Annotated in this window: 22 protein-coding genes, 3 tRNA genes and 1 riboswitch; of the genes, 20 read left to right on the top strand and 5 right to left on the bottom strand. The window is 54.5% G+C overall.

The features are described 5' to 3' along the window. Positions 1 to 15: 15 nt before the first annotated feature. Positions 16 to 191, top strand: a riboswitch (cobalamin riboswitch). Between the two features lie 9 nt (positions 192 to 200). The 12 genes from RBB82_RS07145 (at position 201) to RBB82_RS07200 (ending at position 12,783) form a co-directional block, all read left to right on the top strand. Further along, complete coding sequence (locus RBB82_RS07145) at positions 201 to 2,681, top strand: TonB-dependent receptor (protein ID WP_433974430.1); 2,481 nt, start codon at positions 201 to 203, stop codon at positions 2,679 to 2,681. 23 nt (positions 2,682 to 2,704) lie between these two features. Next, positions 2,705 to 3,802, top strand: coding sequence for a FecCD family ABC transporter permease (locus RBB82_RS07150; RefSeq protein ID WP_433974431.1), 1,098 nt, complete (start codon positions 2,705 to 2,707; stop codon positions 3,800 to 3,802). Beyond that, entirely contained in the window at positions 3,799 to 4,578 is a 780-nt protein-coding gene (locus tag RBB82_RS07155) for an ABC transporter ATP-binding protein (RefSeq protein WP_433974432.1), read from the top strand. The genes RBB82_RS07150 and RBB82_RS07155 overlap by 4 nt, the downstream gene beginning before the upstream one ends. Next, the gene (cobT, locus tag RBB82_RS07160) at positions 4,575 to 5,654 is read left to right on the top strand and encodes a nicotinate-nucleotide--dimethylbenzimidazole phosphoribosyltransferase (RefSeq protein ID WP_433974433.1); all 1,080 of its coding nucleotides are present in this window, start codon (positions 4,575 to 4,577) and stop codon (positions 5,652 to 5,654) included. The genes RBB82_RS07155 and cobT overlap by 4 nt, the downstream gene beginning before the upstream one ends. A 5-nt stretch (positions 5,655 to 5,659) precedes the next feature. Next, positions 5,660 to 6,415: an adenosylcobinamide-GDP ribazoletransferase gene (gene cobS, locus RBB82_RS07165; protein ID WP_433974434.1), complete on the top strand. Its 756-nt coding sequence runs from the start codon at positions 5,660 to 5,662 to the stop codon at positions 6,413 to 6,415. After that, positions 6,412 to 6,999, top strand: a complete 588-nt coding sequence (locus tag RBB82_RS07170) for a histidine phosphatase family protein (protein WP_433974435.1) — start codon at positions 6,412 to 6,414, stop codon at positions 6,997 to 6,999. The genes cobS and RBB82_RS07170 overlap by 4 nt, the downstream gene beginning before the upstream one ends. Before the next feature lie 164 nt (positions 7,000 to 7,163). After that, positions 7,164 to 7,868, top strand: a complete 705-nt coding sequence (locus tag RBB82_RS07175) for a hypothetical protein (RefSeq protein WP_433974436.1) — start codon at positions 7,164 to 7,166, stop codon at positions 7,866 to 7,868. Beyond that, positions 7,865 to 8,443, top strand: a complete 579-nt coding sequence (locus RBB82_RS07180) for a cob(I)yrinic acid a,c-diamide adenosyltransferase (RefSeq protein WP_433974437.1) — start codon at positions 7,865 to 7,867, stop codon at positions 8,441 to 8,443. The genes RBB82_RS07175 and RBB82_RS07180 overlap by 4 nt, the downstream gene beginning before the upstream one ends. Then, positions 8,434 to 9,123: a 5,6-dimethylbenzimidazole synthase gene (gene bluB / locus RBB82_RS07185; protein ID WP_433974438.1), complete on the top strand. Its 690-nt coding sequence runs from the start codon at positions 8,434 to 8,436 to the stop codon at positions 9,121 to 9,123. Before RBB82_RS07180 ends, bluB begins: the two co-directional genes overlap by 10 nt. Beyond that, the gene (locus RBB82_RS07190) at positions 9,120 to 10,718 is read left to right on the top strand and encodes a cobyric acid synthase (protein ID WP_433974439.1); all 1,599 of its coding nucleotides are present in this window, start codon (positions 9,120 to 9,122) and stop codon (positions 10,716 to 10,718) included. The genes bluB and RBB82_RS07190 overlap by 4 nt, the downstream gene beginning before the upstream one ends. Beyond that, positions 10,715 to 11,668 (top strand): adenosylcobinamide-phosphate synthase CbiB, encoded by a 954-nt coding sequence (gene cbiB / locus RBB82_RS07195; protein ID WP_433974440.1) that lies wholly within the window; start codon positions 10,715 to 10,717, stop codon positions 11,666 to 11,668. The genes RBB82_RS07190 and cbiB overlap by 4 nt, the downstream gene beginning before the upstream one ends. Then, positions 11,665 to 12,783, top strand: a complete 1,119-nt coding sequence (locus RBB82_RS07200; RefSeq protein WP_433974441.1) for an aminotransferase class I/II-fold pyridoxal phosphate-dependent enzyme — start codon at positions 11,665 to 11,667, stop codon at positions 12,781 to 12,783. The genes cbiB and RBB82_RS07200 overlap by 4 nt, the downstream gene beginning before the upstream one ends. Here the strand turns inward: RBB82_RS07200 and RBB82_RS07205 are convergent. Continuing rightward, positions 12,784 to 12,860, bottom strand: a tRNA-Pro gene (locus tag RBB82_RS07205). 37 nt (positions 12,861 to 12,897) lie between these two features. Then, on the bottom strand, positions 12,898 to 13,440 hold the full coding sequence (locus RBB82_RS07210) for a DUF4112 domain-containing protein (RefSeq protein ID WP_433974442.1): 543 nt from the start codon (positions 13,438 to 13,440) through the stop codon (positions 12,898 to 12,900). 65 nt (positions 13,441 to 13,505) lie between these two features. Between RBB82_RS07210 and RBB82_RS07215 the strand changes: the two genes are divergently transcribed. The 5 genes from RBB82_RS07215 (at position 13,506) to RBB82_RS07235 (ending at position 16,237) form a co-directional block, all read left to right on the top strand. Next, positions 13,506 to 13,580, top strand: a tRNA-His gene (locus RBB82_RS07215). Next, the gene (locus tag RBB82_RS07220) at positions 13,548 to 14,414 is read left to right on the top strand and encodes a DUF72 domain-containing protein (protein WP_433974443.1); all 867 of its coding nucleotides are present in this window, start codon (positions 13,548 to 13,550) and stop codon (positions 14,412 to 14,414) included. The genes RBB82_RS07215 and RBB82_RS07220 overlap by 33 nt, the downstream gene beginning before the upstream one ends. Next, positions 14,411 to 15,451: a YheT family hydrolase gene (locus RBB82_RS07225; RefSeq protein WP_433974444.1), complete on the top strand. Its 1,041-nt coding sequence runs from the start codon at positions 14,411 to 14,413 to the stop codon at positions 15,449 to 15,451. Before RBB82_RS07220 ends, RBB82_RS07225 begins: the two co-directional genes overlap by 4 nt. A gap of 47 nt (positions 15,452 to 15,498) precedes the next feature. Next, positions 15,499 to 16,098, top strand: a complete 600-nt coding sequence (locus tag RBB82_RS07230; protein WP_433974445.1) for a hypothetical protein — start codon at positions 15,499 to 15,501, stop codon at positions 16,096 to 16,098. A gap of 62 nt (positions 16,099 to 16,160) precedes the next feature. Then, a tRNA-Arg gene (locus RBB82_RS07235) sits at positions 16,161 to 16,237 on the top strand. Positions 16,238 to 16,262: 25 nt separating this feature from the next. Here the strand turns inward: RBB82_RS07235 and RBB82_RS07240 are convergent. The 3 genes from RBB82_RS07240 to RBB82_RS07250 form a co-directional block, all read right to left on the bottom strand. Then, positions 16,263 to 17,501, bottom strand: coding sequence for an MFS transporter (locus RBB82_RS07240; RefSeq protein ID WP_433974446.1), 1,239 nt, complete (start codon positions 17,499 to 17,501; stop codon positions 16,263 to 16,265). 65 nt (positions 17,502 to 17,566) lie between these two features. Further along, on the bottom strand, positions 17,567 to 18,730 hold the full coding sequence (locus RBB82_RS07245) for an acyl-CoA dehydrogenase (RefSeq protein WP_433974447.1): 1,164 nt from the start codon (positions 18,728 to 18,730) through the stop codon (positions 17,567 to 17,569). A gap of 132 nt (positions 18,731 to 18,862) precedes the next feature. Then, positions 18,863 to 19,771 (bottom strand): tetratricopeptide repeat protein, encoded by a 909-nt coding sequence (locus RBB82_RS07250; RefSeq protein ID WP_433974448.1) that lies wholly within the window; start codon positions 19,769 to 19,771, stop codon positions 18,863 to 18,865. A gap of 352 nt (positions 19,772 to 20,123) precedes the next feature. Here RBB82_RS07250 and RBB82_RS07255 point away from each other — a divergent pair, with 352 nt between their 5' ends. From RBB82_RS07255 to RBB82_RS07265, 3 genes are all read left to right on the top strand, one after another. Then, positions 20,124 to 21,743: a hypothetical protein gene (locus tag RBB82_RS07255; RefSeq protein WP_433974449.1), complete on the top strand. Its 1,620-nt coding sequence runs from the start codon at positions 20,124 to 20,126 to the stop codon at positions 21,741 to 21,743. A gap of 227 nt (positions 21,744 to 21,970) precedes the next feature. Then, on the top strand, positions 21,971 to 22,849 hold the full coding sequence (locus RBB82_RS07260; RefSeq protein ID WP_433974450.1) for a ThuA domain-containing protein: 879 nt from the start codon (positions 21,971 to 21,973) through the stop codon (positions 22,847 to 22,849). A gap of 596 nt (positions 22,850 to 23,445) precedes the next feature. Beyond that, positions 23,446 to 25,584, top strand: a complete 2,139-nt coding sequence (locus RBB82_RS07265; protein ID WP_433974451.1) for a PAS domain-containing sensor histidine kinase — start codon at positions 23,446 to 23,448, stop codon at positions 25,582 to 25,584. The last annotated feature ends 103 nt before the right edge of the window (positions 25,585 to 25,687 follow it).

The raw sequence follows: 25,687 nt of genomic DNA on the forward strand, positions 1-25,687 counted from the left end.
GCCGTTCAGCTTGCAACCATTCACTAACAGCAAGGTGTCGGGAAGCGCGGTGCGAATCCGCCACTACCCCGTAACTGTAAGCGCAGAGAGCCGTGGCACGGACGCGCAACGCCACTGGAGAGTGCTCCAGGAAGGCAGCCGAGGCTCGATGAAGCGCAAGCCAGGAGACCGGCCTTGCTACACCAACCCGAGGGGGAAAGATGCATCGCGTTATCCGCAAGGTATTGAAAGTTCGTTGGATTGTCTGCCTTTTTTTTGTTTCATTGCTGATGCTTTCTACAACGTTTGCCGCGCCAGCAGAGCGAGGTGCTCTACGCGGAACTGTGAAAGATCCGCTTGGGGCCGTGGTCACAGATGCTTCTGTTGAGCTACTGGACGGGGTGTCGGTCGTGAAGACAACGACTACGGACGCAGCTGGAAACTACTCATTCGATGTGCCGACATCCGGACGGTATAGAGTGCGCGCTATCGCGAGCACCTTTGATGTCGCTACAAGCCAGCCGGTATACATTTCGAAATCCGCAAAGGTAGAACTAAACATAACGCTTGCTACTCAAACATTGACGCAAGAGGTTTCTGTAACCGCATCTGCAACTCCTACGCCAATCGCTCAGATTGGCGCCTCTGTTACGGTGCTGACCGCGGACGACTATCGACAGTTCACTGAGGTTCAAGATCCGTTGCGCCTGGTTCCGGGGCTACAAGTAACGCAGACAGGTCAGCAGGGCGGCACGACCGGGCTTTCTATTCGCGGAGGAGCTACCGATGCGAACAAGGTAATGATTGACGGCGTACCAGTGAACGATATCGGGGGTGCAGTCGAGTTTGCCAACTTCGCGACTGTCGGCGTCGACAAGATTGAAGTATTGCGTGAACCCAACAGTGCGTTGTATGGCTCCGACGCGCTGGCTGGCGTCGTCAGCCTGACGACTGCGCGAGGAACAACGCAACTTCCACTGCTGACTTATGCCGGCGATGGAGGGAACTTCAGCACTTATAACCAGCAAGTGACAGGAAGCGGAGTCGTTCGACAGCTCGATTACTACGGTGCGTTTGCGCGTCTGGACAGCCGGAACAATCTGCCAAACGATTCGTTTCACAACGCCACGTACGCTGGCAACTTTGGATGGCAACCCAACGCCACCAATGATCTTCGCTTCACGGTGCGTCATCTTTCGGTGTCCGGGGGACAGCCTAACGCCATTTTGCTCTATGGCATTGCGGACGACGCGGCACAGAAAGCACAGAATACCTACTACAGCGGTGCATGGAACAATCAAGCGACAGACAAATGGCACAATGAGATTCTCTACGGTGGATTGCGTCTGAATTCGCAGTTCGATGACTTTGCACCTACCGGAATTCCTGACCCAGCCGGTACCGGCAACTTTCTCGGTGCCCCTGTAACGATCAACGGAGCGAATGGATATAGCGTTACGGGACAAGCCATTTTCCAATTTGCAGGAACATATCCAAACCAAAGCCTCACCGTTACAAATCGCGACTTTGTCTACGCACAGACGGACTACCGCATCAGCCCGCACATCCTCGCACTCGGCGGATTTAAGTACGAAGCAGAGCGTGGCTCGACGGCGTTCACAAGCGTCCCCCCGAGTAGTAGCTCCGTCAACCGCGGCAACTATAGCTACACACTCCAGATCTCAGGTGATATTCGCAATCGGCTTTACTACAACGTCGGTAGTGGAATCGAAGACAACGGCCTCTTTGGATTGGCAGGGACACCACGTGCATCGCTCGCCTATTATCTAGTGCGCCCATCTGCGACTGGCTGGCTGAGTGGTACGAAGCTGCACGTCAGCTTCGGTAAAGGAATCAAAGAACCGAGCGTCTTCCAACAATCAAGCTCCATCTTCGACATCTTATCCAGCCTTCCAAACGGAGACCAACTTATCGCACAGTTTCATATCGGTCAGATCGGTCCCGAAGAGTCGCGTACTTACGATGGCGGCCTTGAACAGGAGTTATGGAACGGCCGCGCACGACTTGGTCTGACTTACTTTCATAATGAGTTCACCAATGGTATCGAAGATGTTCCTCCAAGCGGACTTATTGAATTGGGAGTGCCTGTAGATCAATTGCCTGCTCTCGATGCCGGTGCGTTCATCAATTCTCAGGCTTTTCGTACGCAAGGTTTGGAGTTCGAGGCAGAGTACAGGATCAACAGCCGCCTGTTTGCGCGTGGCGGTTATACCTATACCGACGCTGTGGTGCAGCGTTCTTTCTCGAGCGATCAGGGCATCGGCGCGTCGATCAATCCTGCGTTTCCCAATATCCCTATTGGTGCGTTCTCACCGCTGGTGGGTGCGCGTCCATTCCGCGTAGCTCCTCAGTCGGGATACTTTGGCCTGAACTATAACGGCTCAAAGTTCTATAGTTCACTGACGGGTACACTGGTTGGACGGCGCGACGACAGCGATTTTCTGCTCGACCCGAATTTTGGACCTGACTTACTGTTGCCAAATCGCAATCTGGATGGTGCCTATCAGAGGCTCGATCTGAGTGGCGGCTATCAAGTCACGTCACGATTGACTGCTTACGCTGATATTCAAAATTTGCTGAGCGAACATTATGCTCAGGCGTTCGGATTTCCGTCCCTGCCTTTTACGTTTCGTTCGGGCATTAAAATTAATTTTGGAGGCGAGTCCTGGGGACTGAAGTAACTCCCGAAACAGGCCGGAATATTGTGTCTTCGACGTCTGTCGCTGAGTCATCTCAGCCTCCGATACCGAAGACGCACTCCCGCGGCGAGCATTCGCCGAAGAGCAGGATTGTCTTTGCTACTTTGATCGGTCTGCTCGTTGCAGGACTGGTGACCGTGATCCTGTTGTCCTTGGCCATCGGAGCTATTCGCGTTTCTCCAGGTGCGATTCTAGGCGCTCTCTTGCGTCATCAAGCGCTGACCACTACGCAGGAGATTATCGTCCTGCAGATCCGGTTGCCACGGGTGCTGGCGTCGGCCATTGTCGGCGCGGCGCTGGCCATCTCAGGGTTAATGTTCCAGGGATTGTTTCGTAATCCGATGGCTGATCCTTACGTCATCGGGTCCTCAGGCGGTGCAGTATTGGGCGCCTGTATCGGCATCTTCTACTTTTCGCAGATATCTTTCTTTGGCTTCAGTGCTACCGCGCTGCTGGCGTTCGCTGGCTCGGTCATCACAATGGCGATCGTCTATTCCCTGGCTCGTGCGAACGGGAAGACGAACGTAGTGACCTTACTGCTTGCTGGATTCGCAGTCAGCACGATGCTGGGGTATTCGAGCTATGCCTTTGAACTGCTTGATAGCAGCAATGGCTCAAATCATCTGGTACTTCTCTCGTGGTTGCATGGAGTCATAGGAATTCCGCGATGGACACAGCTTTCGGTGACGGGCGCGCTTCTACTGTTTGCAATAGTGATCGCGACACCCTTAATGCGCCAGCTAAATACGCTTGCTTTGGGCGACGAATATGCACATCAGCTTGGGCTCAAGGTGGAGTACACACGCGTGGGAATCATTCTGGCAGGCTCTCTGCTGACGGCTGTTGCAGTATCTCTCGGTGGTCTCATCAGCTTCGCTGGGTTGATTGTGCCTCACGTTGCGCGTCTACTACTTGGACCAGACCACGTGCGTCTTCTGCCGGTCACTGCGTTGTCTGGAGCTATTTTTCTGGTTCTAGCCGACACATTGGCCCGCTCGGTCTTTGCTCCGAATGAGGTTCCGGTAGGGATTTTGATGGCTTTTATCGGCGGCCCGTTCTTTCTTTACCTGCTTCGCAAGACGAAACGGAGCTATGCGCTATGAATCCAATTCTGCGATTTCGCGACGTCAGTTTCGGATACGGCGATTTAGATCTGATACAGTCCGCAAGCTTCGATCTGGAACCAGGAAGCTGCACGGCGCTGATCGGACCGAATGGCGCAGGCAAGACGACCATGCTGCGTCTCGCCGGTGGCACGCTGCGGAGCGGTTCGGGGAGCATCTTTCTGAACGATGAGCCACTTCATACGCTTGCGCTTAAGCAAGTGGCGCGCACGGTTGCGCTGGTGCCGCAGCAGCTTGATGTTCCTTTTCAATTCACAGTGCGACAGGTGGTGGAGCAAGGACGAACACCTTATCTTGGGTTTTTGCGCGGACCGATGAGTGGGGATCGCGTGGCGGTGGATCGTGCTCTGGAACTTGCGGACGTGGCGGGCTTGCAGCACCGGGTCTTTAATGAGTTGAGTGGAGGGGAACGTCAACGTGTGAAGATCGCGCTTGGTCTCGCGCAGCAACCGAAGTTGTTGCTTTTGGATGAGCCTACCCAGAATCTCGACATCGGGCGACAGATGGAGTTAATCGATTTGTTTCATTTTCTGCGTTTGGAGGGAATCACTATCTTCGCTTCTATTCACGATCTCCAACTAGTGGAAGGAAACTTCTCGTCAGTTGTATTGCTCAGTCCGCATATTCCTCTAATGAACGGCAAACCTGAGGAGCTGTTGAAGCCGACCCTTTTGGAAAAGGCGTTCGATTGCCCACCTCGTCGTCACCCTTTACTCCTCGAACGAATGCAGCGTTTTGACAGGCGGGCAGGATGAGCGCGTCGAGTCAACTGATTCTCTCGCACGTGGGGTCGGCCATCATGCCGACCAGCGAGCAGTGGCTTGCACGCGCGCGCAAACATCTTGATGTGTTGACAAAGCCGCTGGGTAGCCTCGGCAGGATCGAGGATCTCGCTGCGCAGATGGTGTCAATTCGGCAGGATGACTTCGCCAGCCCTCTGCACAAAGCGGTTTATGTATTTGCAGCGGACCACGGGGTAACGGCCGAAGGTGTTAGTGCGTATCCTAGCGAGGTGACGCGACAGATGGTGCTCAACTTTCTCGGACACGGTGCCGCTATCAACGTATTGACGAAGTTGCATCAGGTTGCGCTCAATGTCATCGATGTCGGCGTTGATGCAGACTTTCAGAGCATTGACGGACTTCTGGACCACAAGATACGCAAAGGGACGCGCAACATGCTGCACGAACCAGCGATGAACGATGAGGAGTTGGCACGGGCTCTCGAGGTAGGGATTATGATGGCGGCAGGTGCGAAGGCGAAGGGACAAAATCTGCTGGCCGTCGGCGAGATGGGTATTGGAAACACCACTGCGGCAAGCGCCATCACTTCAGTTTTGACCCACACGCCTGTTGTACAGGTCTCTGGCAGAGGAGCTGGTTTAGATTCCGCTGCCTATACCCACAAATTGAAGGTAATAGAAGCTGTCGTTCATAAACACTTTGGAGCAGGCACAACTCCTGAGCCACTAGACGTATTACGTTGTGCCGGAGGCCTGGAGATTGCCGCCATGACAGGCTTCATACTGGGCGCAGCCAGGTATGGGATAGCCATAATTGCAGATGGATTTATCTCGACGGCAGCGGCAGCGATTGCGTTTTCAATTGAGCCCCGTGTGCGAGGTTATCTGTTTGCCGGACATCAATCCGAGGAGCCAGGTCATCGCGTGCTCCTCGAATACCTCGGCCTAAAGCCGATTCTTTCTTTGAGCATGCGGCTTGGCGAGGGAACCGGTGCGGTTCTGGCAATGCCCATCATCGAGTCCGCAATGGCTCTTTACAACCAGATGGCGACCTTTGCTTCTGCTGGTGTCAGCGAGGCAACGCCGTGAGTGTAATGCAAAAGGTTCATAGACTAAGTGACGAGGTGGGAGTTGCGTTTCAGTTTTTGACACGCATTCCGACTCTGTCGAAGACGTTCGAAGCCGACTCGCTCTCGCGTGCCGCCAAGTTTTTTCCTCTGGTCGGTCTCGCGGTTGGCTGCGGGGCCGTTTTGTTACAGAAGTTACTGGTATCTCATTTAAGTCGCGCAGTGATTGCGTTGATCGTGCTCGCTTATCTTGTGGTGATCACCGGTTGTCTCCACGAGGATGGACTGACCGACACCGCAGACGGGTTTGGAGGAGGGTGGAGTAAAGATCAGATACTGACCATTTTGAAAGATAGCCGGATTGGAAGCTACGGAGCGGCCGCTCTGGTTCTGTCGTTACTTACACGTTATGTTCTGTTGGCATCGCTACCAGCCGAACGTTTCGCCATGTATGTCATCTCGGCGCATGTACTTTGTCGTTGGAGTTCGCTGCCGCTGAGCTATTTCCTTCCATCGGCGCGTGAACAAGAAGGCCAAGGCGCACGCATCGCGAAACTTACGTCGTTGTCCACGCTCTTATTTGGGTCGCTATTCAGCGTTGTCGTGGTGATCTTTGCCCTGCGGTGGTCCGCTGTAGCCCCACTGTTGGCCACGCTGCTTGTTGTAACGCTTAGCGGATTGTTTTACTGGAGGAAAATTGGCGGCGTGACAGGCGACTGTTTCGGCGCGACGAATCAACTGGCCGAGATCGCCGTGTACTTTTGTGGAGTGTGGATCGCATGAGCGAGATACTTTTTATCCGCCATGCGGAGACAGACATGGCTGGCACATTCTGCGGCCATTCAGATCCAGACCTGAATGAACGCGGCCACACTCAAGTGTCTGAGCTTCTAGACAGATTGCGCCCGGAAGATATAGGTGCGGTTTACACAAGCGACCTTCGTCGTGCGCAGACCACTGCAAGGGCTATCTCAATTTTCTTTGCTACCGACTGTTTGATTCGGCCCGCGTTACGTGAGATCAACTTCGGACGATGGGAGGGTCGTACCTGGAACGACATCGAGCAGCAGGAAAAAGACTATGCTCACCGCTGGATTTCGGAGCATCCCACTCTGCCGGCGCCCGGAGGCGAAGACATCGCCGAGTTTGAAAGACGTGTACTGAATGAAGTGGAGTTCCTGTCAACCCAAGCTATGACACGCAACATCGCCGTCGTCACCCACGCTGGCATATTGCGTACAGTTTTGTGCGCGTTGAACGGATTCTCCGTCGAAGATGCATGGAAGCAGACGAAGCCCTACTGTTCGGTCGCTCGCTATGCTGTTGCAGCTTTGCCTTCGACGCAATTCGCTGAGGTTGTCCTGTGACCGCGTTGAGCGTTGATGTGCATGAGTTGATCGCGTGGGGATGCGATGAGTATCCGCTCCGCAATGCCATGGCAGACTTCAGTCCCAAAGCACTAGCGACCAGAGTCAGGCGGGCTTGTGAAGCGTTAGCTGAGCGAGAGTGCTACGTCCATAAAGGCGCGTTGATGGTAGAACAGACAGAAAGTATTCAACCTCTGCTGAGTCTTGCCTCACAGCGAGACGATCTACAAAAAGAGTATGAGGGACTCGTATGGACCTTGGGAGTGGTTGACCTGCGCCAGCTGCTTGCCTTTCAGCGCAGACTCATCTTCGATTCCACAAGGCAACCATTAGATCCCGTTGGACAGGACGACTGGCCTGGCTTAATCTCGCTCGCAATAGGAAGTAAAAGGAGCACGGGGTATCGTCTTGAGCGCAACAAATGCGGAAGGGATGGTTTGGACATCAGCCTATACTCCGGCAATCCGGATCTCCAGCTTCGGCTGGATGCGGAGCAAAGTGAAGTTGGGCTTTCGCCTCTTTCGCTTTATGGTGGCAGCCCCTTTCTAGAGGTTGCGGAGCTGGGTGGCCGATGGTTTTTGCGGGACGGATACCATCGTGCCTATAACCTTTTGCAAATGGGAGTGCACCACGTTCCGGCTGTCGTGATCTACGCGCGGGACATTGGGGAAGTTGGCGCTACCGAACCATGGTTTTTTTGCGAAAAGCAATTGTTCTCAGATCGGCCGCCTCGCGTTATCGATTTTCTTGATACGGATTTCGTTCTCAGTTACAAAAGAAGGCCCCTGCGCAAGGTCATTCGCGTACGTATTGAAGAGTCGCTCGAAGAGTTTGATGAAACCGAAGATGTACAAGGAGATGAACTATGAGTATCGCAACTAAACGTGGAGATGGCGGACAAACGGGACTGGCCGGGGGCATTCGAATCTCGAAGGCTGATTTGCGGGTGGAAGCATATGGTTCAGTCGATGAACTGAATACGGTGCTGGGCTTCGCTCGCAGCATCTGTACCAATAAAGAGATCTACGACTGGACTGAAACCATCCAACGCACACTGTTTCGAGTGGGATCGGCACTCGCTACTCCACCGGAGAGCAGGAAGACACCGCCTGTCGTCACGGCAGACGACGTTGAGACGCTTACGAAGTTAGTTCATCAGATTGAGGCGACCGAAGGTATTCTTGCCGACTGGTCGTTACCGGGTGCACATACCGAATCAGCCGCATATGAGATGGCGCGTACAGTGTGCCGCCGGACGGAGCGTGCTGCAGTTCGGCTTGCGTCCAGTGGAGTGGAGGTAAGTCCTGAGATCCTCGCGTATCTGAATCGATTGTCCGACTTGATCTGGCTCTTCGGCAGGCTGATCGAAGTAAATGCCGGTATCGATGCGCGGCTGCGCGGCGGAGAGACAGCGGGACCAAAGTGGTCGAGGGCATGGAAGTAATGAAGGCTGCAGGCTTCGGCGAAAGTGAGCGTCGGGCTGTTTATCGCGCCATCCGCGAGAGACGGGACGTGCGCCGCGGATTTTTACCGGAGCCGATCCATGACGAGTTGCTCTACCGGTTGCTCGAAGCAGCACACAACGCACCTTCGGTTGGCCTGATGCAACCATGGCGATTCATTGTTGTTCGAGATATTGCTGTGCGGCGAGCGGTCCACAATATTTTTCTTCAGGCGAATGAGCAGGCAGCAGGAAGTTATACCGGAAGACAGCAACAGAGCTACACCGGTATGAAACTTGAAGGGATATTAGAAGCACCGCAAAATCTTTGTATTGTGTGCGACTCGCAGAACAGTCAGGGTCACCAGCTTGGACGGCGAACGATGCCCGAGACTGCGGTCTACTCCGCAGTCTGTGCGGTACAGAATCTGTGGCTCGCCGCCAGAGCAGAGGGAATTGGTGTCGGTTGGGTGAGTATTTTAGAACCGGACCTGTTGCGCAGTGCGCTAAAAATACCTACGCAAATTATTCCGGTGGCGTATTTGTGTCTGGGATACGTTGATGCGTTCGCAGCAGAACCCGATCTTGAACGCGCCGGTTGGGAGAAGCGATCGGCGCTGAAGAGCGTAGTATCCTTCAATGAATACGACAGCAACTGGGGCGACGGAGTGCCCACACCATGAGGGCGCGGGCACTCATGGTTCTGGGGACAAGCTCGCATGTCGGCAAATCGTTACTGACGGCTGCTCTCTGCCGCATCTTCGCGCAGCATGGGCACCGAGTTGCACCGTTCAAATCGCAAAACATGTCATTGAACTCGGCAGCCACCATCGAAGGCCTTGAGATCGGACGCGCGCAAGCGTTACAGGCTGAAGCCGCTGGAGTCGCTCCGTCAGTTGATATGAACCCCATTCTCATCAAGCCTTCTGGCGGGAATTCTTCACAGGTTGTCGTGCGCGGAAAGATCTGGGGAAGAGTGACGGCCGCAGACTATCATCAGCGGCGCGTAGAGGAGTTGTTGCCCATCGTTCGAGAGAGCTACAACGCACTTGCCGCGGAGTATGACGTGGTTATTTTGGAGGGTGCCGGCTCGCCCGCAGAGATCAACTTGAAGCAGCACGACATTGTGAATATGAGAATGGCTGAGATGGCCGATGCGCAGTGTCTGCTGGTTGGCGACATCGACCGTGGGGGAGTGTTTGCTTCGTTGTTGGGGACACTCGAGCTTCTGGAGCCAAGAGAGCGAGAGTTCGTTCGCGGATTCGCCATCAATAAGTTTCGCGGGGATGCAAGTCTGCTTGAACCGGGAGTACGTATGATCGAAGATCGTATACAAAAGCCGTGTCTCGGCGTCATCCCGTACCTACATTCGCTGGTACTGGAAGAAGAGGATAGTCTGGGCCTCCCGGTGGGGGCGCAGACGCAATGGACATCGGACCTGGACAGATCGCCTCATCGAAGATTGCGGATAGCTGTGATTGCCCTGCCATCATTTTCGAACTTTACTGACTTCGATTCGCTTCGTTCGGAGCCATCTGTTTCTGTTTTGTTTTGTCACACGGCAGAGGCGATTGCACAAGCGGATGTCGTGATCGTGCCAGGCAGTAAACAGACTGTGGATGATCTGTTGTGGATGAGGAGTCAAGGGCTCGACGCTGCTATCAGTGAACATGCCCAAACAAGTCTCGTCGTCGGCATCTGCGGCGGCATGCAGATGCTCGGTGAAACTATCACCGATCCGCTCGGAATGGAGCACGATGGCACAGTTGCCGGTCTGTGCTTACTGCCGATTCAGACCACCATGCAAGCTGACAAGGTGACGCGAAATGTAAAGGGAAGGATGGCGACTGCTACCTTGTTCGGCCAACCCGTTACGGACTGCCAACTCTCTGGCTACGAGATTCATATTGGACTGACGAGCTATCAGTCGGGGGCCACGCACTTCGCAGTTCTCTCCTCCGAGAAGGGCGCCTCTAATACGAATAGAGATGGCTGTGTGAGTATTGACACGCACGTCTTCGGCACCTATCTCCACGGCATCTTCGACGAAGACAGTTTTCGTCATCAGTTTCTCCATGCCGCCCGGCGTTTTCATTGGCTCTCTGCGCCGCGCGAACTTCATTTGTGGAAGCAACTACGCGAAGATTCACTGAATCGGCTTGCGCAGGCGGTAGAAGATGCTTTGGATATGGAGGCGATCTTCGACTGGGTCGGCCTATCCTACAAGAGAAGTGCATTTGGAAGTGATAACCATTTGCCAGAAGGCGCGGCGGGATGAACAATCGACGGGTTCTAGCAGCCGCGTATCTGTTTGACTGGATCGCCGGCGACCCCGAGTGGCTTCCGCACCCCGTGCGACTGATCGGCAAAGGGGTGGAGCAGGGAGAACGGATACTGAGAAGGCCTGGTCAAACGCCCACGGCTGAGTTAGCAGCGGGTGGTTTTTTGACTTTTGGGCTGGTTATCGGAGTTTATTGCGGGACAGCCAAGATGATCGCATGGGCAAACAAAAAGAACCCGGCACTGGCCTTTGCTGTTGAGATCGCGCTTGGATGGACTTGTCTCGCATCGCGTAGTCTTCACGATGAGGCCACTGCTGTCGTCTCCGCGCTGGAGACGGGGGACATTCCGTATGCGCGGCGGCGGCTGGCGAGCATTGTCGGACGTGATACGCAGCATCTGAATTCGCACGAGATCAGTCGCGCTGTTATCGAGACCGTGGCAGAGAGTAGCTCAGATGGCGTGATCGCGCCAATGTTTTATATGTCGGTTGGAGGGGTTCCGCTCGCAATGGCATACAAGGCAATCAACACGCTCGACTCGATGATCGGCCACGCAGATGAGAGATATTTTTACTTTGGAAAGATAGCGGCGCGGTTGGATGATGTTGCTAATTTCATGCCGTCACGACTAACTGCATTGGGGGTTGCGGCGACCGCCTCAGTGTTGGAAGATGCGAGCCCGACGGCCGCACTGAGCACATGGCTGCGTGATGGTATGAAACACAAGAGCCCCAACGCGGGACAGCCTGAGAGCGCGATGGCAGGGGCGTTGCGTGTCCGGCTCGGAGGAATGAACTTCTATGCTGGAGAATCTTCCGCGACTCCTCTGATGGGAGAGGAGTTCCCTCACCCCTCTCTGCAGAAGACGAAGCAGGCTATCAAAATTGCTGCTGGCGTGTCCCTTCTGGGCGTTGCCCTGGCGATGCTGTTTGCGAGGAGACGATGAACGCAACATATAAAGTTCTATTGCCCGCTCACGGCGGCCAACTTCGTCAGATCGCTGCGCGATATGGACTTTCTGCAGAGCAACTTCTGGACTTCAGTGCAAATATCAATCCGATGGGCCCTCCGCCATCTGTGCTGATGGCACTTCACCGGGCTCTTGCAGACCATGCATCTCTGGTTACTTATCCAGATATCGAACTGACAGAGCTGAGATGGCTTCTTGCTAACAAAACACAGGCTGCGCCCGAAAATATCTGCGTCGCAAATGGATTCGTACCGCTGCTCGACGCTGCGCTCCGGTCGCTGACGCTCAAGCGATGTCTCTTACCTATACCGTGTTTCAATGAGTATCGGCGAACGCTTGAGAATGCTAACGTTAACGTCGTTCCACACCTTCTTTTGCAAACGAATAGTTTTCGGTACCAGACGGATTCAATTGTGCAAGCACTGTTGGATCACTCGTGTGACGCGATTCTACTGGCGAATCCCCAAAATCCCTCGGGCGCGCTCCTTGAGGCTGAAGCGATGCATCAGTTGGTCGAGATGGCCGCGCAGCACAACATCACGGTTCTGCTGGACGAAGCCTTCATCGACTATTCTCCAGCACAATCGCTAACACAAACGTCTGGCGAGAGATCAAACCTGGTTGTGTTTCGTTCGGTCACAAAATTTTTTGCCATTCCTGGCCTCAGAGTAGCCTACGCGGTTAGCAATGCCTTGATGGCGGAGAGTTTGAGACACTTTCTCGCGCCGTGGCCAGTTTCGGCTCTCGCCTCAATCGGGGTCTGTGCCGCTTTGAGAGATGATGACGTTTACTCTGATGAATCGCGGACCATCAACCATCGGCGACGAGCGTGGCTGGAGGCAGAACTTGCTCGCTTGAATATCTTCACGTATCCGTCGAGCGCAAATTTTCTTCTGCTGCGATTCCCGGCTGAGGTGGACGTAAGGTCGCTCTGGGAGAGAATGATCGTAGAGGAGCAGATCGTACTTCGCTCCTGCGAAAACTTCGAAGGACTCGCGCCGGAGCATCTGCGGATTGCGGTTCGATCAGAACCGGACAATACCAGATTGATTGACGGCCTGAAGCGGATACTCACGCGATCCAGCCGATAATGGTCGGGGCGGAGGGATTCGAACCCCCGACCCTCTGGTCCCAAACCAGATGCGCTACCAGACTGCGCTACGCCCCGACTTCTTTCAGTTTACCGCATCCACAGGTCTGCGGGTTCACAACGTGTGGAAGAGGCCGTGACTCCCTGTACCAAAAAGCGAGTGGAACAGTCCATCGAAGACCCATGTGAGCAGCAGCATCGGCAGAATGACAAGTGCAGCAAGTACCACGCAGACAACTGCCAGAAAGAGCCAGCTTTGCAGTGTGTGCTTACGCGGTTCGTCTACGCTTCCAACCAAGAGGGCATAGTTGCGCCGATTGGCGCGCCAGGCGATGTCGAACATATCGCCGAGCACTGGAATCGATCCGACCACAACTTCGATCGCCACGTTTGCGACCATCCTTGCCACGGTGACGTAGGAGACGCCCCGCATCCACGCAGCAATGATGATGATGCAGGAGGCGATGCCGCCGATCAGGTCGCCAATGCCTGGAATGAAACCGACGATGCCATCCAGACCGAAGCGGATGGAGGTCCCGGGGATTCGGATAAAGTCGTCCAGGACATGCGAGAGCAGGTCAAGATTCTCGTCGTCAAAGGCTTTTCCGCCTCGTTTGAGACGGGGGGACAGGATTTCGGGTTTCGCGGTAAATGCCATGGGACCGTCCCTGTCTCGCCGCGGGATTGCCCCACAGGCCGCCAGTGCTATAATTCCAGTATACGGCGGCTATAGTTCAGTGGCAGAACGCCGCTCTGTGGCAGCGGATGTCGTGGGTTCGAAACCCACTAGCCGCCCCAAACTCTCTCAATATCTTTACCAGCGGCCCAACTTTGACCCGCGTTCCCAAAACACCGCCTACGCCCGTTCCGGTTGCAGATGCAACATACCCTGCGCGCCTCTATGCCGGAACCTCGGGTTGGGCCTATCCGACCTGGAAGCCGGATTTTTATCCCGCTGGCACACCCGCGAAGCGGTTCCTCGAGTTCTATGCGACGCAGTTGACTTCGGTCGAGGTCAACTATACCTTCCGAGCGCTGCCAACCGCCAAGATACTTGAGAGCTGGTTAGCCGCGACGCCAGCGCATTTTCGGTTCAGTTTCAAGGCACCGCAGCGCATCACGCACTTCAAACGGTTGCGCGATTGCACAGAAGATGTCGCGCAGTTCATCGCGACGCTTGAGCCGGTCCATCAAGCGGGAAAACTTGGCCTGCTGCTCTTCCAGCTTCCGCCCAACTTCAAGGCAGACGCTGAATGCCTCAGCGCTTTCCTCTTTGTCGCCTCGCTCCGAACGTCGAGTGCTCCGCAGATTGCATTCGAATTTCGTCACGAATCCTGGTTTAACGAAGAGATCTACGTGATCCTGCGTCAGCACAATGCAGCGCTATGCATTGCCGAAAGTGATGATCTCCTGACGCCGGAGGTCCACACCGCAGCGGGACACACGTGTTACCGGCTGCGGAGAAGTAACGGTTATTCCGAATTAGAGCTCGAGGCTTTTGCCAACCGCTTTGCCGCAATCGCTCAAGAGCGCGATGTCTACGTCTACTTCAAACACGAGGACGAGCCCACAGGAGCACTTAATGCCACGGCCTTTCTCAGGCGCATTCAAGCTGAATCAGGTAGACCTTGACGCAGACCGCTGAGATCGAGCTCATCGCGAGCCACGCTGCAGAATTTCTGCCACGACGTTTCCTGATAAACGGCCATCTCCAGACGATCATTGGCAACTATCTGCCTCGTGTGAACAGCCTTCCGGCTGCAGAAGCGCATATGGTCGAGGTTTCGCCCGCGACGGAAGATCAGATCTCAAGCCAAGTCCTTTGCCATTGCCATTGGCAAGCCGAGGAGGCACGTGCAAGTCGGCCGAGCGCCATCATCGTGCACGGTTTGGAAGGCTCGTCTGAATCGCAATATGTCGTCGGAAACGCCAATAAACTGTGGCGTGCCGGCTGCAACGTCATCCGCATGAACATGCGTAACTGCGGCGGTACAGAGGCGCTCTCACCGACGCTCTACCATTCGGGACTCTCAACCGATGTGCTCGCGGTGATGAACTTTTTCATCGCGCAACAGAGATTGAAGTCGATGTCGCTGATCGGCTATTCGATGGGCGGAAACCTCGTCCTCAAACTTGCCGGCGAGCTTGGCACAGCCGCCCCAGCGGAACTTCGTTCCGTGATTGGTGTCTCGCCTGCGCTTGATCTCGGCCCATCAGCCGATGCATTACATCGCCCACAGAACCGCTTTTACGAGATGAAGTTTCTTCGCGCTCTGCTGCGCCGCTATCGCCGCAAGGTTATGCTGTTCCCTCGCGTATTCGACCCGAACGTTGCAACAGGAATTCGTTCTCTGCGCGAGTTGGACGACCGGATCACTGCACTCTACTCCGGCTTTACTGGAGCAGACGATTATTACTATCGGGCCGCCGCTGCTCGCGTCATCGATCGAATCGCAATACCAACGCTTCTCCTGCATGCTCTGGACGATCCGTTCGTCCGCATTACAGACGAAAGTTGCCACAAGCTCGAGGCAAATCCAAATATCAGGTTGCTGACGACAAGCCACGGCGGTCACTGCGCTTTCCTCGCCCAGCCCGATGCCGACAGCGGTTACGATGGATATTGGGCCGAGCACACTCTGCTCCGCTTCCTTCTCGCAAACGCCTGATCCCTGCAGGCTGCGGGCCGACCGCGATAACGCTAAGATGGTTCGTAATGCTCTCTGACTGGTCCGCCGAATGTTCCTCAGACGATCCCGTGCTCGTCGTTCCTTGGTCTGATCCATCCGATCCCGGTGGCGACCGCCGCTTCATCGATCTTCGCGAAAATCCTTATGACCTGGACCATCTTCCCGAGGCGATGCACTATCCCACACTGATGCACGCACTGCGTGCGCTGAACGCTGCTCGTTCCTCTGTCTTCACGGCAAAGTGCGATGCGTGGCCGCTCGACTCAGACGAACTCGAGCATCTTCGCGCCGAGTTGGACGTAATCGCCGAGGATGCACCAAACGGATTCGGCAGCTACATCGATCTCTTGTGGCGCGACCGTTCAATCTTTACCTCATACCATCAGCAGGAGCAGATGCTGCATCGTCTCACTCGTCACGCGGCTACTCTGGAGAGTCCATACGCTATGCTCGACTGCGTGATCCGCCCTGCCCTGCTTGACCTGACTGGGCCCCAGGAGGGCTTCGCGGTGAGCCTATATGTCAAGGCGTTAGGCCACGACGCGCAGGCGGCGGAAGAAAACTGGGCTTCGGCGCTGGATGCAGTCGTTGCGCTGTTGCGGAGTAAGGATCTTGCCTTCAGTTAGACCTGATTCACTTTTGAACCACAGAGGCTCCCTTCCCCGATACAATCGATACAGACGTACACGGGCGAGTAGCTCAATTGGATAGAGCATCAGCCTTCTAAGCTGACGGTTGCAGGTTCGAGCCCTGCCTCGCTCACCACCCACCCAGGCGTCTAGCTGTCTGCTCAGGCTTCCATCAATGCATCTTCGGCAGCTGCGCGGTGATGATCCGCGGCATCGTCGCGACTGCCGGTGGCATGGCGCAATCCTGCCAGCGCGATGAAACATAGCGCCAAACCGCAGACTCCGTTCCACTTCCAATGCACCCAGGCAACTGTCGCCAAGGCCGACCCGATTGCCGCACCGGTAAAATATACCGTCATGTAAACGGTGTTAAGGCGGCTTCGGGCGCCTGGCACGAGACCGAAGATCCGGGTCTGATTCGCCACCTGCGTCATCTGTGCGCCCATATCCAGCACGACCACTCCAATCACTAGCCCCGCAAGGTGGAGGGTGGTCGATGTGTGCATCGGCTCTTCCCCCCACAGTAGAAAATAGGAGGCCGCCAGAAGCGCCATTCCTACCGAGATCACCCACCTCGAACCATGTTTGTCGGCCAAACGGCCAGCAAGTGGAGCGACCATTGCGCCAGCTGCGCCAACTATTCCGAATGTTCCGGCGACTCCTGCACCTAACCCGTAGTGGCTATGAAGCAAGAAGGCCAATGTCGTCCAGAAGCAGCTGAAAGATGCAAATACAAGCGCGCCGATGATGGAGGACTCGCGCAGCAGCGGCTGGGTACGGAACAGCGTCCAAAGAGACTTCATCGCATCGCTGTAGTGCAGCTTCTGCTTCGGCGGCAGCCTGGGCATCACCTTCCACATCAAGGGGACAAACGCCGCATTCATCACAGCGGCGACAACGAAAACCCAACGCCAGCCATGGATACCGCTTACCCACCCAGCGAAGGTACGGGCCAAAAGAATGCCGAGCAACAGACCGGTCATGACCGTACCGATGGCGCGCCCACGTTGCTCATGCGAAACAAGATCTGGCGCTATAGGGAGCGCCACGTGAGTGACGGATGCGAAGAGCCCGAGCAATACGCTACCGGCGATCAGCCAGTTCAACCCGGGGGAGACCGCAACCAGCAGCAAGGACACCGCAACCGCGGCGTACATACGCATCATCAAAGCCCGGCGTTCCAGCACGTCGCCCAGAGGAACAAATGCCAGCATACCAACGGCATAACCAACCTGGGTCGCGACCGCGACAAAGCCGGTATGCCCTGGTGTAGATCTGAATGTCCGGCTCATCTCCAGCAAAAGAGGCTGGTTATAGTAGATTGTGGACACGCCCACGGCACACGCTAGTCCGAGAAACGGCAGCGGGGCGCGAGGTGCTGAATTTGTTGAAGTGGTCATACCAAGTCTATCTCTAGTGTAGGCCCTGGCTGCCTCCTTCGACACACTACCGCTCGGCTGTAAGGCTAAATCTTGGCCAACGTCAATTTAGCGATCGTTGCGAGCTGCATAAACGATGTTCCCTCGTAGATCTTGCCGATCTTGGCGTCGCGGTAGAACTTCTCGACCGGGTAGTCCTTTACGAAGCCGGAGCCTCCATAGACCTCCACCGCAAGACTGGCAACGCGCTCGGCGATCTGTGAAGTGAAGTACTTGCACATCGCCGCTTCCTTCAGGAAGTCGAGCTTCGCGTCCTTGAGACGAGCCGCGTTGTAGACCATCAGCCGGGCCGCCTCGATCTCGGTTGCCATCTCCGCCAGTTGAAACTGCATCGCCTGGAACTCCACGAGTGTCTTACCGAACTGCTTTCTCTCCTTTGCCCACTTTGCCGCATGGGCCCACGCCCCTGCAGCAAGTCCCAACATCTGTGAGCCGATGCCGATACGGCCTTCATTCAGCGTTTCGATGGCCACCTTATAACCTTTTCCCGGCTCACCTAACACCTGCGAGGCTGATACGACGCAATCACTGAAGATGAGCTCGCAGGTACTTGACGCGCGAATGCCGAGCTTGTCCTCTTTCTTTCCAAGCGTAAAACCGGGTGCTCCTTTTTCGACTAGAAATGCCGTTATCCCCTTGTATCCCGCAGAAGGATCAAGCGTTGCGAAGACGATAAACAGTCCAGCTTCCTTTGCATTCGTGATCCAAAGTTTCTGGCCGTTCAGCACATAGTCGTCACCGCGCTTAACTGCTCTGGTCTGCAAAGCAAATGCGTCTGACCCCGAAGAAGCCTCACTCAGAGCGTACGATCCGATGGTGTCGGTCGCCAGGCGAGTCAGGTACTTTTTCTTCTGATCTTCATTCCCCCAACGAACCAACGCATTGATGCAAAGCGTGTTTTGAACGTCGACCATGACACCGACCGACGGATCGACTGCCGAGATCTCCTCAACTGCCAGGATCGCGTTGAAGAAGGTTCCGCCAGCCCCGCCATACTCCTCTGGAACCTCAATCCCCATTAGACCGAGTTCGAAGAGCTTGCGAATGAGCCCCGAGTCCATCTGCTGCGACTCGTCCATACCGCGCACCAGCGGCCCAATCTGTTCCGTGGCAAAACGCCGTACCGTATCGCGAAACAACTGCTCATCATCCATCAACTGCGTCAACGCCATCGGGACCTGCTGCGACATCCACTCACCTCAAACGGTATTCGGAAAAGGCGAGTCTAGCATCTTGAAGGCACGACTGAATAGCCGTTCAGTCCGTGGTTTGTTAGAAGAACCCGGCTTGGTTTTGAGTAAGAACGTCATGCAAGAAGAAGCTCAGCCGGCGACCTTCACCAAACGTCCCCGTCGGCTCACGATGGAGAGCTTCTCGGTATTCATGATCTTGCGTGCCTGCTCCTTCGCGTGGTTAGCCCACGGGCCCACAGGGTCGAGCCGCACATACGCAAGCCAATGCCGGAGTGCCCGCCGACGTTGCCCTTGGCGCTCGTACGCCAGCGCCAGATTGTAGTGAGCGTCGGCATACTGAGGAACCAACGCCACAGCCTTCTGGTACGCGCTCGTTGCCTCAGGTAACCGCTGCATCTCATCCAGCACGTTGCCAAGATCAAAGAAAGCCAGCGCGTACTCCGGGTCCGCCAGGGTGGCCTGTCGATAGAGCAGTTCAGCTTCTTCATACTTGCGAAGGTTGTAGTGAATCGTCCCCAGGTTAATCAACGCCGGGGCGTGCGTGGGACGCATGGCGAGAATCTCTCGATAGAGTTCTACGGCCTGGTTGATCGTTGCGGGGATTTCCTCTAACTGGACCGCCCGGAGAAACAGCTCTTGCACCTCTGCTGCCTGCCGCTGAGCGGCATCGCCTGCGCCCACTACCCGCAGCTGCCGCGCGGGCGAGGTCTCAAAGTCAAACGCGAGCTGCTGGGTCAGCGGATCCATCAGCGCACCACCATGCCTGAAGCTCAGATGCGATCCCCGGCGCACAAAACTCGCCTCAACAAGCGGATTGCGCATTCCAGCGACACGCCGCATCGCTTCAACCGACGCCCTGATATTTTTCGCTGAAATACGCGTCGTCGCCTGGAGGTCGCGCAACGTCCTCAATTGACCCAATGCTTCAAAAGAGTAGTGTTCGCTGTAGGAGATAAGTCCGGCCCGCTCCCACGCCGTAAGCTGGCGCGCATGCAGGTGAAGGATTCGAATTACATCTTGACGGCTATATCGGGTCACTTGGGTGTCTCGGTTGGCACCGTCTTACAAGTTCGTCCAGCAGACTCTTACTGGAGTATGCCTTTGAAATCCAACCCGATCAACCCCTATCTCTGCTAAAAGCCTCTCAAAGCAGTGGATAACTTGTACCAAAATGGATTCGTAGCAAGAAAGGGTACTTATGGACAACGCGCCAATGCGCCAATGCGCCACAGGACAGCATGCCAGTTCTTAGAAAAGTAGCAACCTGTACTACAGCGAAAATTAGAGTGATCTTGTTCTTCTTTTCCGACCACCAAGCCTGGTACTGATTAAGCTTGAGACTGCGTCGGAAGCTAGCTAACTTCGGGCCGTCAACTCTGCAGGAGCCACCATGAAAAATATCCTCAGCGCACTTCTGTATCTCTACATGGCGGCAACAGCGTATGGGCAGTCGGTAACTGCGTCGCCGCCTTCGAAGCAAAAGGTCGTCCGAACTACGAGAACTGCCCCGCTGGTTAACGCTTCGCCCAATATCAGGTACGTCGATCCGACCAGCACGACTGACCTTGTCGACCAGGTCAATACTCTCTTCGCAAATTGTTCCCATACTTGCGAAGTACACATCCCTGGTGGCAACTACGGCCCCGGTTTTACCACCCCAGTGGGAACAGACGCCTTGCACCCAACTATTATTCTCAGTAAAAGCACGCAGAGACTCGTTGGCGATGGTCAGAGAATCACCAACATCATCGACACAAACGCTCTGCCTTTCATAGACGCTCATGTGGCACCATTTAACCTCAACCCCGGTATTGTGATCAGCGGATTCTCTATCAATTGCACCAACACAGCTGCCGTATGCATCACGGCTGGAGATGCCACTGGGTTTCGCATCCGGGATATTGAGATGATCGGCCCAGGCGGCCAGACGAACGATGCGTCCTCGGGAACATCCCAGGCTATCGTTCTGGCGAATAAATTGGGATGGTCTGAGCGGTGGAAGATCGACGACATTGTCATCGGCGGCTTTCATACCAACCTTCACTTTGAGAAGCCAGACGGAGGTACAGACTCATTCGGCTACGGTCAGGCCGAACAGATCACCAGCAACATAGGATGTGGTGACCATGGAGTACAGGTTGACTCAGGCGCCAACGTCTATAACATCATCAAGTTTGAGTACCAGTTCAACTATGGTTGTAAAGGTGTCACGACGGGTACGGAGGTCTTCACCATTGGCGGCTTCTTTGCCGGGCAAAACTTCCATGTAACCGGTGAGAACGCCGGCAATAACTATACCTTCGCCCATGTTCTAAAAGGTGGAGTCTTCTTCTTCGATGGCGACTACAACGTCTTCGGTCTCCCAAACACCGGCCTTGTGGTAACCGACGCAACTCAGCCCGCCGATGGCCCAGTTCCCTTCTACATCGGGACACAGGTTGGAACGATCTTTAAAAGTGCTGGTATTCCTCTCCTATCCAACTATGACGGTAGCGGGGAATCTTTCAGGGTCACTCCGGTAGAAGTTCCGACGAACAGTCGCGAACAAGCCGCCCGCATGGGCTATCTCACCTCCACCACCAGTGGCAAGGGCGCCGTTTACGACGCGTTCGAAGGCGGCAGCAGACGCTGCCATTTCGTTCGGAATCAGTTCCAGACTGAGGCAGCTCTTACACCTGTCTGGTGTGTTGATGCTGCTGGCAACACCACACAGACAAGCATCAAGCTAGGTCCCACAACAGTCATCAGTTCGTTCGTGAAGTACAGCGTTGCCGTCACTCCTGCGGCGGTCCCAGCCAGTACTTGTAGAGACCAAGTGTTTACGGCTCCAGGCATGACCTCAAGCGACTCCATCACTCAGTTCACTTCGTCAGTACCATTTGGTGAAGTCTCGGTCACCGGCTATCCCAACCCGGACAAAGCTGGGCAGCTCATTGTGCACTACTGCAATTCGACCACCGCCCCATATACACCGCCGGCTGCCACTTACAACTTCATGGCGATCCGCTGACCCATCAAATTACTTCGATCCCGATTGGGAGACCCCGGTCGCGCGCTATCGATATTCGCAAAGGCGTATCACGTCTTTCTGCAATTGGACATTAACGATAGACTCCTCCCGAGCCCAAACTGTCTAAATCAAGCGAACACATGACACAGACACGGACGAAGCCGCAACGAACTCAAGCCGCTTGCGTAAATACATAACGGTCGCATGTTCCGACAAAGGAGATTCATTTGCGTTCTTTCCAAAAGTCCTTCATTCACGCGGTAGCGATTCTTAGCTTAGCCATTGTCGCTCAGGAAAAGGGCACACTTGGACAAGCCATCGCGAATACCGCTGTGCCTGCGCCTCACGCCAAACAGATTCATCTGAAGCATGTCTTAATCATCGGCCAGACAAAGGGATTTGAGCACGATTCGATCTCCCCTGCGATGGCAGCCATCTACAATCTTGGCAAAGAGAGCGGCCTGTGGGATACCACAATGCGTACAGATACCGAATTGCTCACGAAGAAAGATTTGAAAAATAACGCGAAGAACCTCGATTACTTTGACGTTCTTATCTTTGCCAGCACTACTGGCGAACTAGAGATGGATGCCAGTCAGAAGCAAGACATGCTTTCGTTCATCAAGGAAGACGGAAAGGGATTCGTCGGAATTCATGCGGCACTCGATACAAACTACACGTGGCCAGAGTACGGAGAGATGATTGGGGGATGGTTTGATCAGCATCCCTGGATGACATTCAACGCGCCGATCATCAATGAAGATCCAGACTTCCCCGCAGTCCGGCACCTCCCGAAAGCATTCGTGAAATATGATGAAATCTATCAGCCCAAAAACTGGTCGCGCAGCAACGTTAATGTCCTGTTAAGTCTCGATCCGACAAAACTCGACTATTCGAATAATCCACGTATCCATCGCGAAGATCATGATTTTCCGGTGGCGTGGACCAAGATGTACGGCAAAGGGCGCGTCTTTTACTCAACTCTAGGCCACACGGAAGAGTCATGGGACGATCCTGATATTCGTACGATGTACTTCGAGGCAGTCAAATGGGCTCTTGGCATGACAGAGGGCAGCACGGGTTCGCACACGCGCATTGGCAAATAGCGTGAATTCAACGCTAGTGCTGATTCCGCGAGCGCTGCAGCAAAATTCCTAACAGCTTCCTGCGGCCAAAAGGTATAGTAATTTTTCACAGTGCAAACACTTAGCAGGTTCAGCAGCTTTCTAGGTTTCAAAGCTCTAATTTGCGAATTGCATTCCTTGCGTGCTACGGGAACCCGTACCATTCCCGGATTCAGCGCCTTGTCCAACTGAAGTCACCTGCTCTCAGAGTTGCAGATCCGTCCCGTCCATGGCGTGCAATCGTCGCTTCAGGAGAGATCATGCTGCGAACATCCGATCTTCCTAGAGACGAATTTCGACGGTATTCGTGGCCAACTATAACGGCATGTCTTCTGATAGTTCAGGTGGCGCTTTCGATAGCCCTTGGGCAAAGTCCCCTTCTGGACGCGTACTGTGAAATCAGCTATCTCATACTGCTCATGCTGGCCTGTGGCATCGCCACCGTAAATGCGACTCAAAACACACAGACGGTCCGGCTGTTTTGGTCATTCCTTGCGGCAGCATTTGGCCTATGGGCTCTCGTTCCGTGGGCATGGTTCTATTACTTCGTGCTTCACAGGAGGACTCCAGTCTTCCTTATGGAGACGTTTCCATCATTTCTCCACATCGTGCTGATGGTCGCCGCGGTACTATCTCGCCCTCACTTAAAACTGCCTGAAAGAAGGCCATATCGAACTACGCTGAACTTCCTCATCCTGTTGTTTGTCGGGGTCACTGCGTATGGATACGTGCTGTTTCCGTACGAATACGGGGCGTGGGCCGGAGCAACAATCCGACACTACGAAGCCTTTTACTTCACAGAAAACCTCCTGTTTCTCGCGGTTCTGGGTTTGCTGATCTATCGATCCCGGGGTCTTTGGAAGTCAATGTATTGTCACCTACTCGGAGCCTCCGCCCTGTATGCAATAGGTTCCTTGGCAGCAAACCTCGCGTGGGCATCTGGGAATCTCTACGGTGGTCTGATCGGAACACCTTTCACCATCTCCATCTGCTGGTTCATCTGGATAGGTTTACGTGGCCGGAGACTAGCACCGCAACTGGCGCACACACGTCAGTTGGATTCGATGAACACGAGATACACCTCTGCCTTCGCTATGTTCGCAGTGGTCGGGGTTCCGGTCGTCGGACTGTGGGAGATCTTTCGCACCGACGAAACACCCAGAACACACGAAATGCGCCTGTTTCTAGTAGCTATTACCGTCCTGATCCTTGCCGTCGCAGCTTTTATTCAAGATTATCTTGCGAATCGAGATTTTGCTTCAGATGTAGGCGTCGCCCACGACCGTTTTCGTTTAGCTATGGAATCCGGCAGGACCGTTGGGTGGGAATGGGACATCGCAAGTGGAGAGTGCATTTGGTTCGGCGATCTGCGCGCTATATTCGGAGAGACATACGATACCGATCTCGGAAACATGAAAGACTTTCTGGGTAAGGTCCACGCTAAAGACCGTTCCAGAGTCGAGATGGCAATTGCAGATGCAGAACTGACCCGGCATTTTGACGCTGTCGAGTTTCGCATTGTCAGATCTGATGGAACGGTGCGCTGGGTTGCGGCAAGGGGGAGCTCTTACCACACCGTGACTGGCGGCCCTCAGCGCATATTTGGGATGGCGGCAGATGTCACAGACCATAAGCAGGCACAGGAAGCGATACGCGAGAGCGAAGAGCGCTTTCGCCTGGTCGCCAATACGGCACCAGTACTGATCTGGATGGCCGGCGCCAACAAACTGTACACCTACTTCAACGATTCCTGGCTCGAGTTTACTGGCCGCTCCTTAGAATCGCAGGTTGGAGAGGGATGGACTGAGAGTGTTCATCCAGAAGACCTGCAGCGATGTCTCAACGCCTATACAGAAGCGTTCGACCGCCGAGAGCGTTTCAGAATTGAGCACAGGCTTCGGCGTCACGACGGAGAGTATCGATGGCATACCGACATTGGAGTGCCGAGATTCAATCCCGATCGGACCTTCGCCGGATATATCGGATCCTGCATCGATATCAGCGAGCGCAAGATCGCCGAACAGACTTTAGCCAGCTTGAGCCGCAGGTTGATCGAAGCGCAGGAGCAGGAGCGTACCCGCATCGCAAGAGAGCTTCATGATGACATTAATCAACGGATTGCATTGCTAACCATCGAGCTCGAAGCAGTCAAAATTCATTTCACCAATTTAGTTCCCGAAAGTATGACTCTGCTCCAGAAAATCGTAAAACGCACGCAAGAGATTAACAAAGACATTCATGCGATATCCCACCGTCTGCACTCTTCGCAACTCGAACTGTTAGGCATTGAGACTGCAGCAGCAAGCTTTTGCAGAGAGTTCTCAGATCAACAAAAAGTGGTCGTCGATTTCAGTTGCGACAAACTCCCTGCAGTGACCAAGGATGTTTCTCTTTGCATCTTCCGAATTCTGCAGGAAGCTTTATATAACGCGGTGAAGTATAGTGGCGTGACTCGATTCTCCGTCCAGTTGGAAGCAACATCGGATGAGATCCATCTCATAGTGCGAGACCCCGGTGCCGGCTTCGATCCCAAAGCAGCCATCCATGGTCGAGGGCTTGGCCTCATCAGCATGCGGGAACGTGCAAACTTAGTAAAAGGCACGATCTCGATTACGTCAAAGCTGATGGAAGGCACTGAAATCAGTGTTCGTGTTCCAGTCGGTATTCATAACAATCACCGAGCAAGCAGCCTTGTTGGCCTGCATGTAGAAGAATGAAGCCAAGACGCCCGCTTTGTATTAATCCATCAAATCTTAGTCGTACTTGCTACTCGCAGGCGAAGAATAGGTGAAGAACAGTTTGAGATATCGGTACATTTTG

It is taken from the genome of Tunturiibacter lichenicola, assembly GCF_051013355.1.
Lineage (GTDB): Bacteria > Acidobacteriota > Terriglobia > Terriglobales > Acidobacteriaceae > Edaphobacter > Edaphobacter lichenicola_F.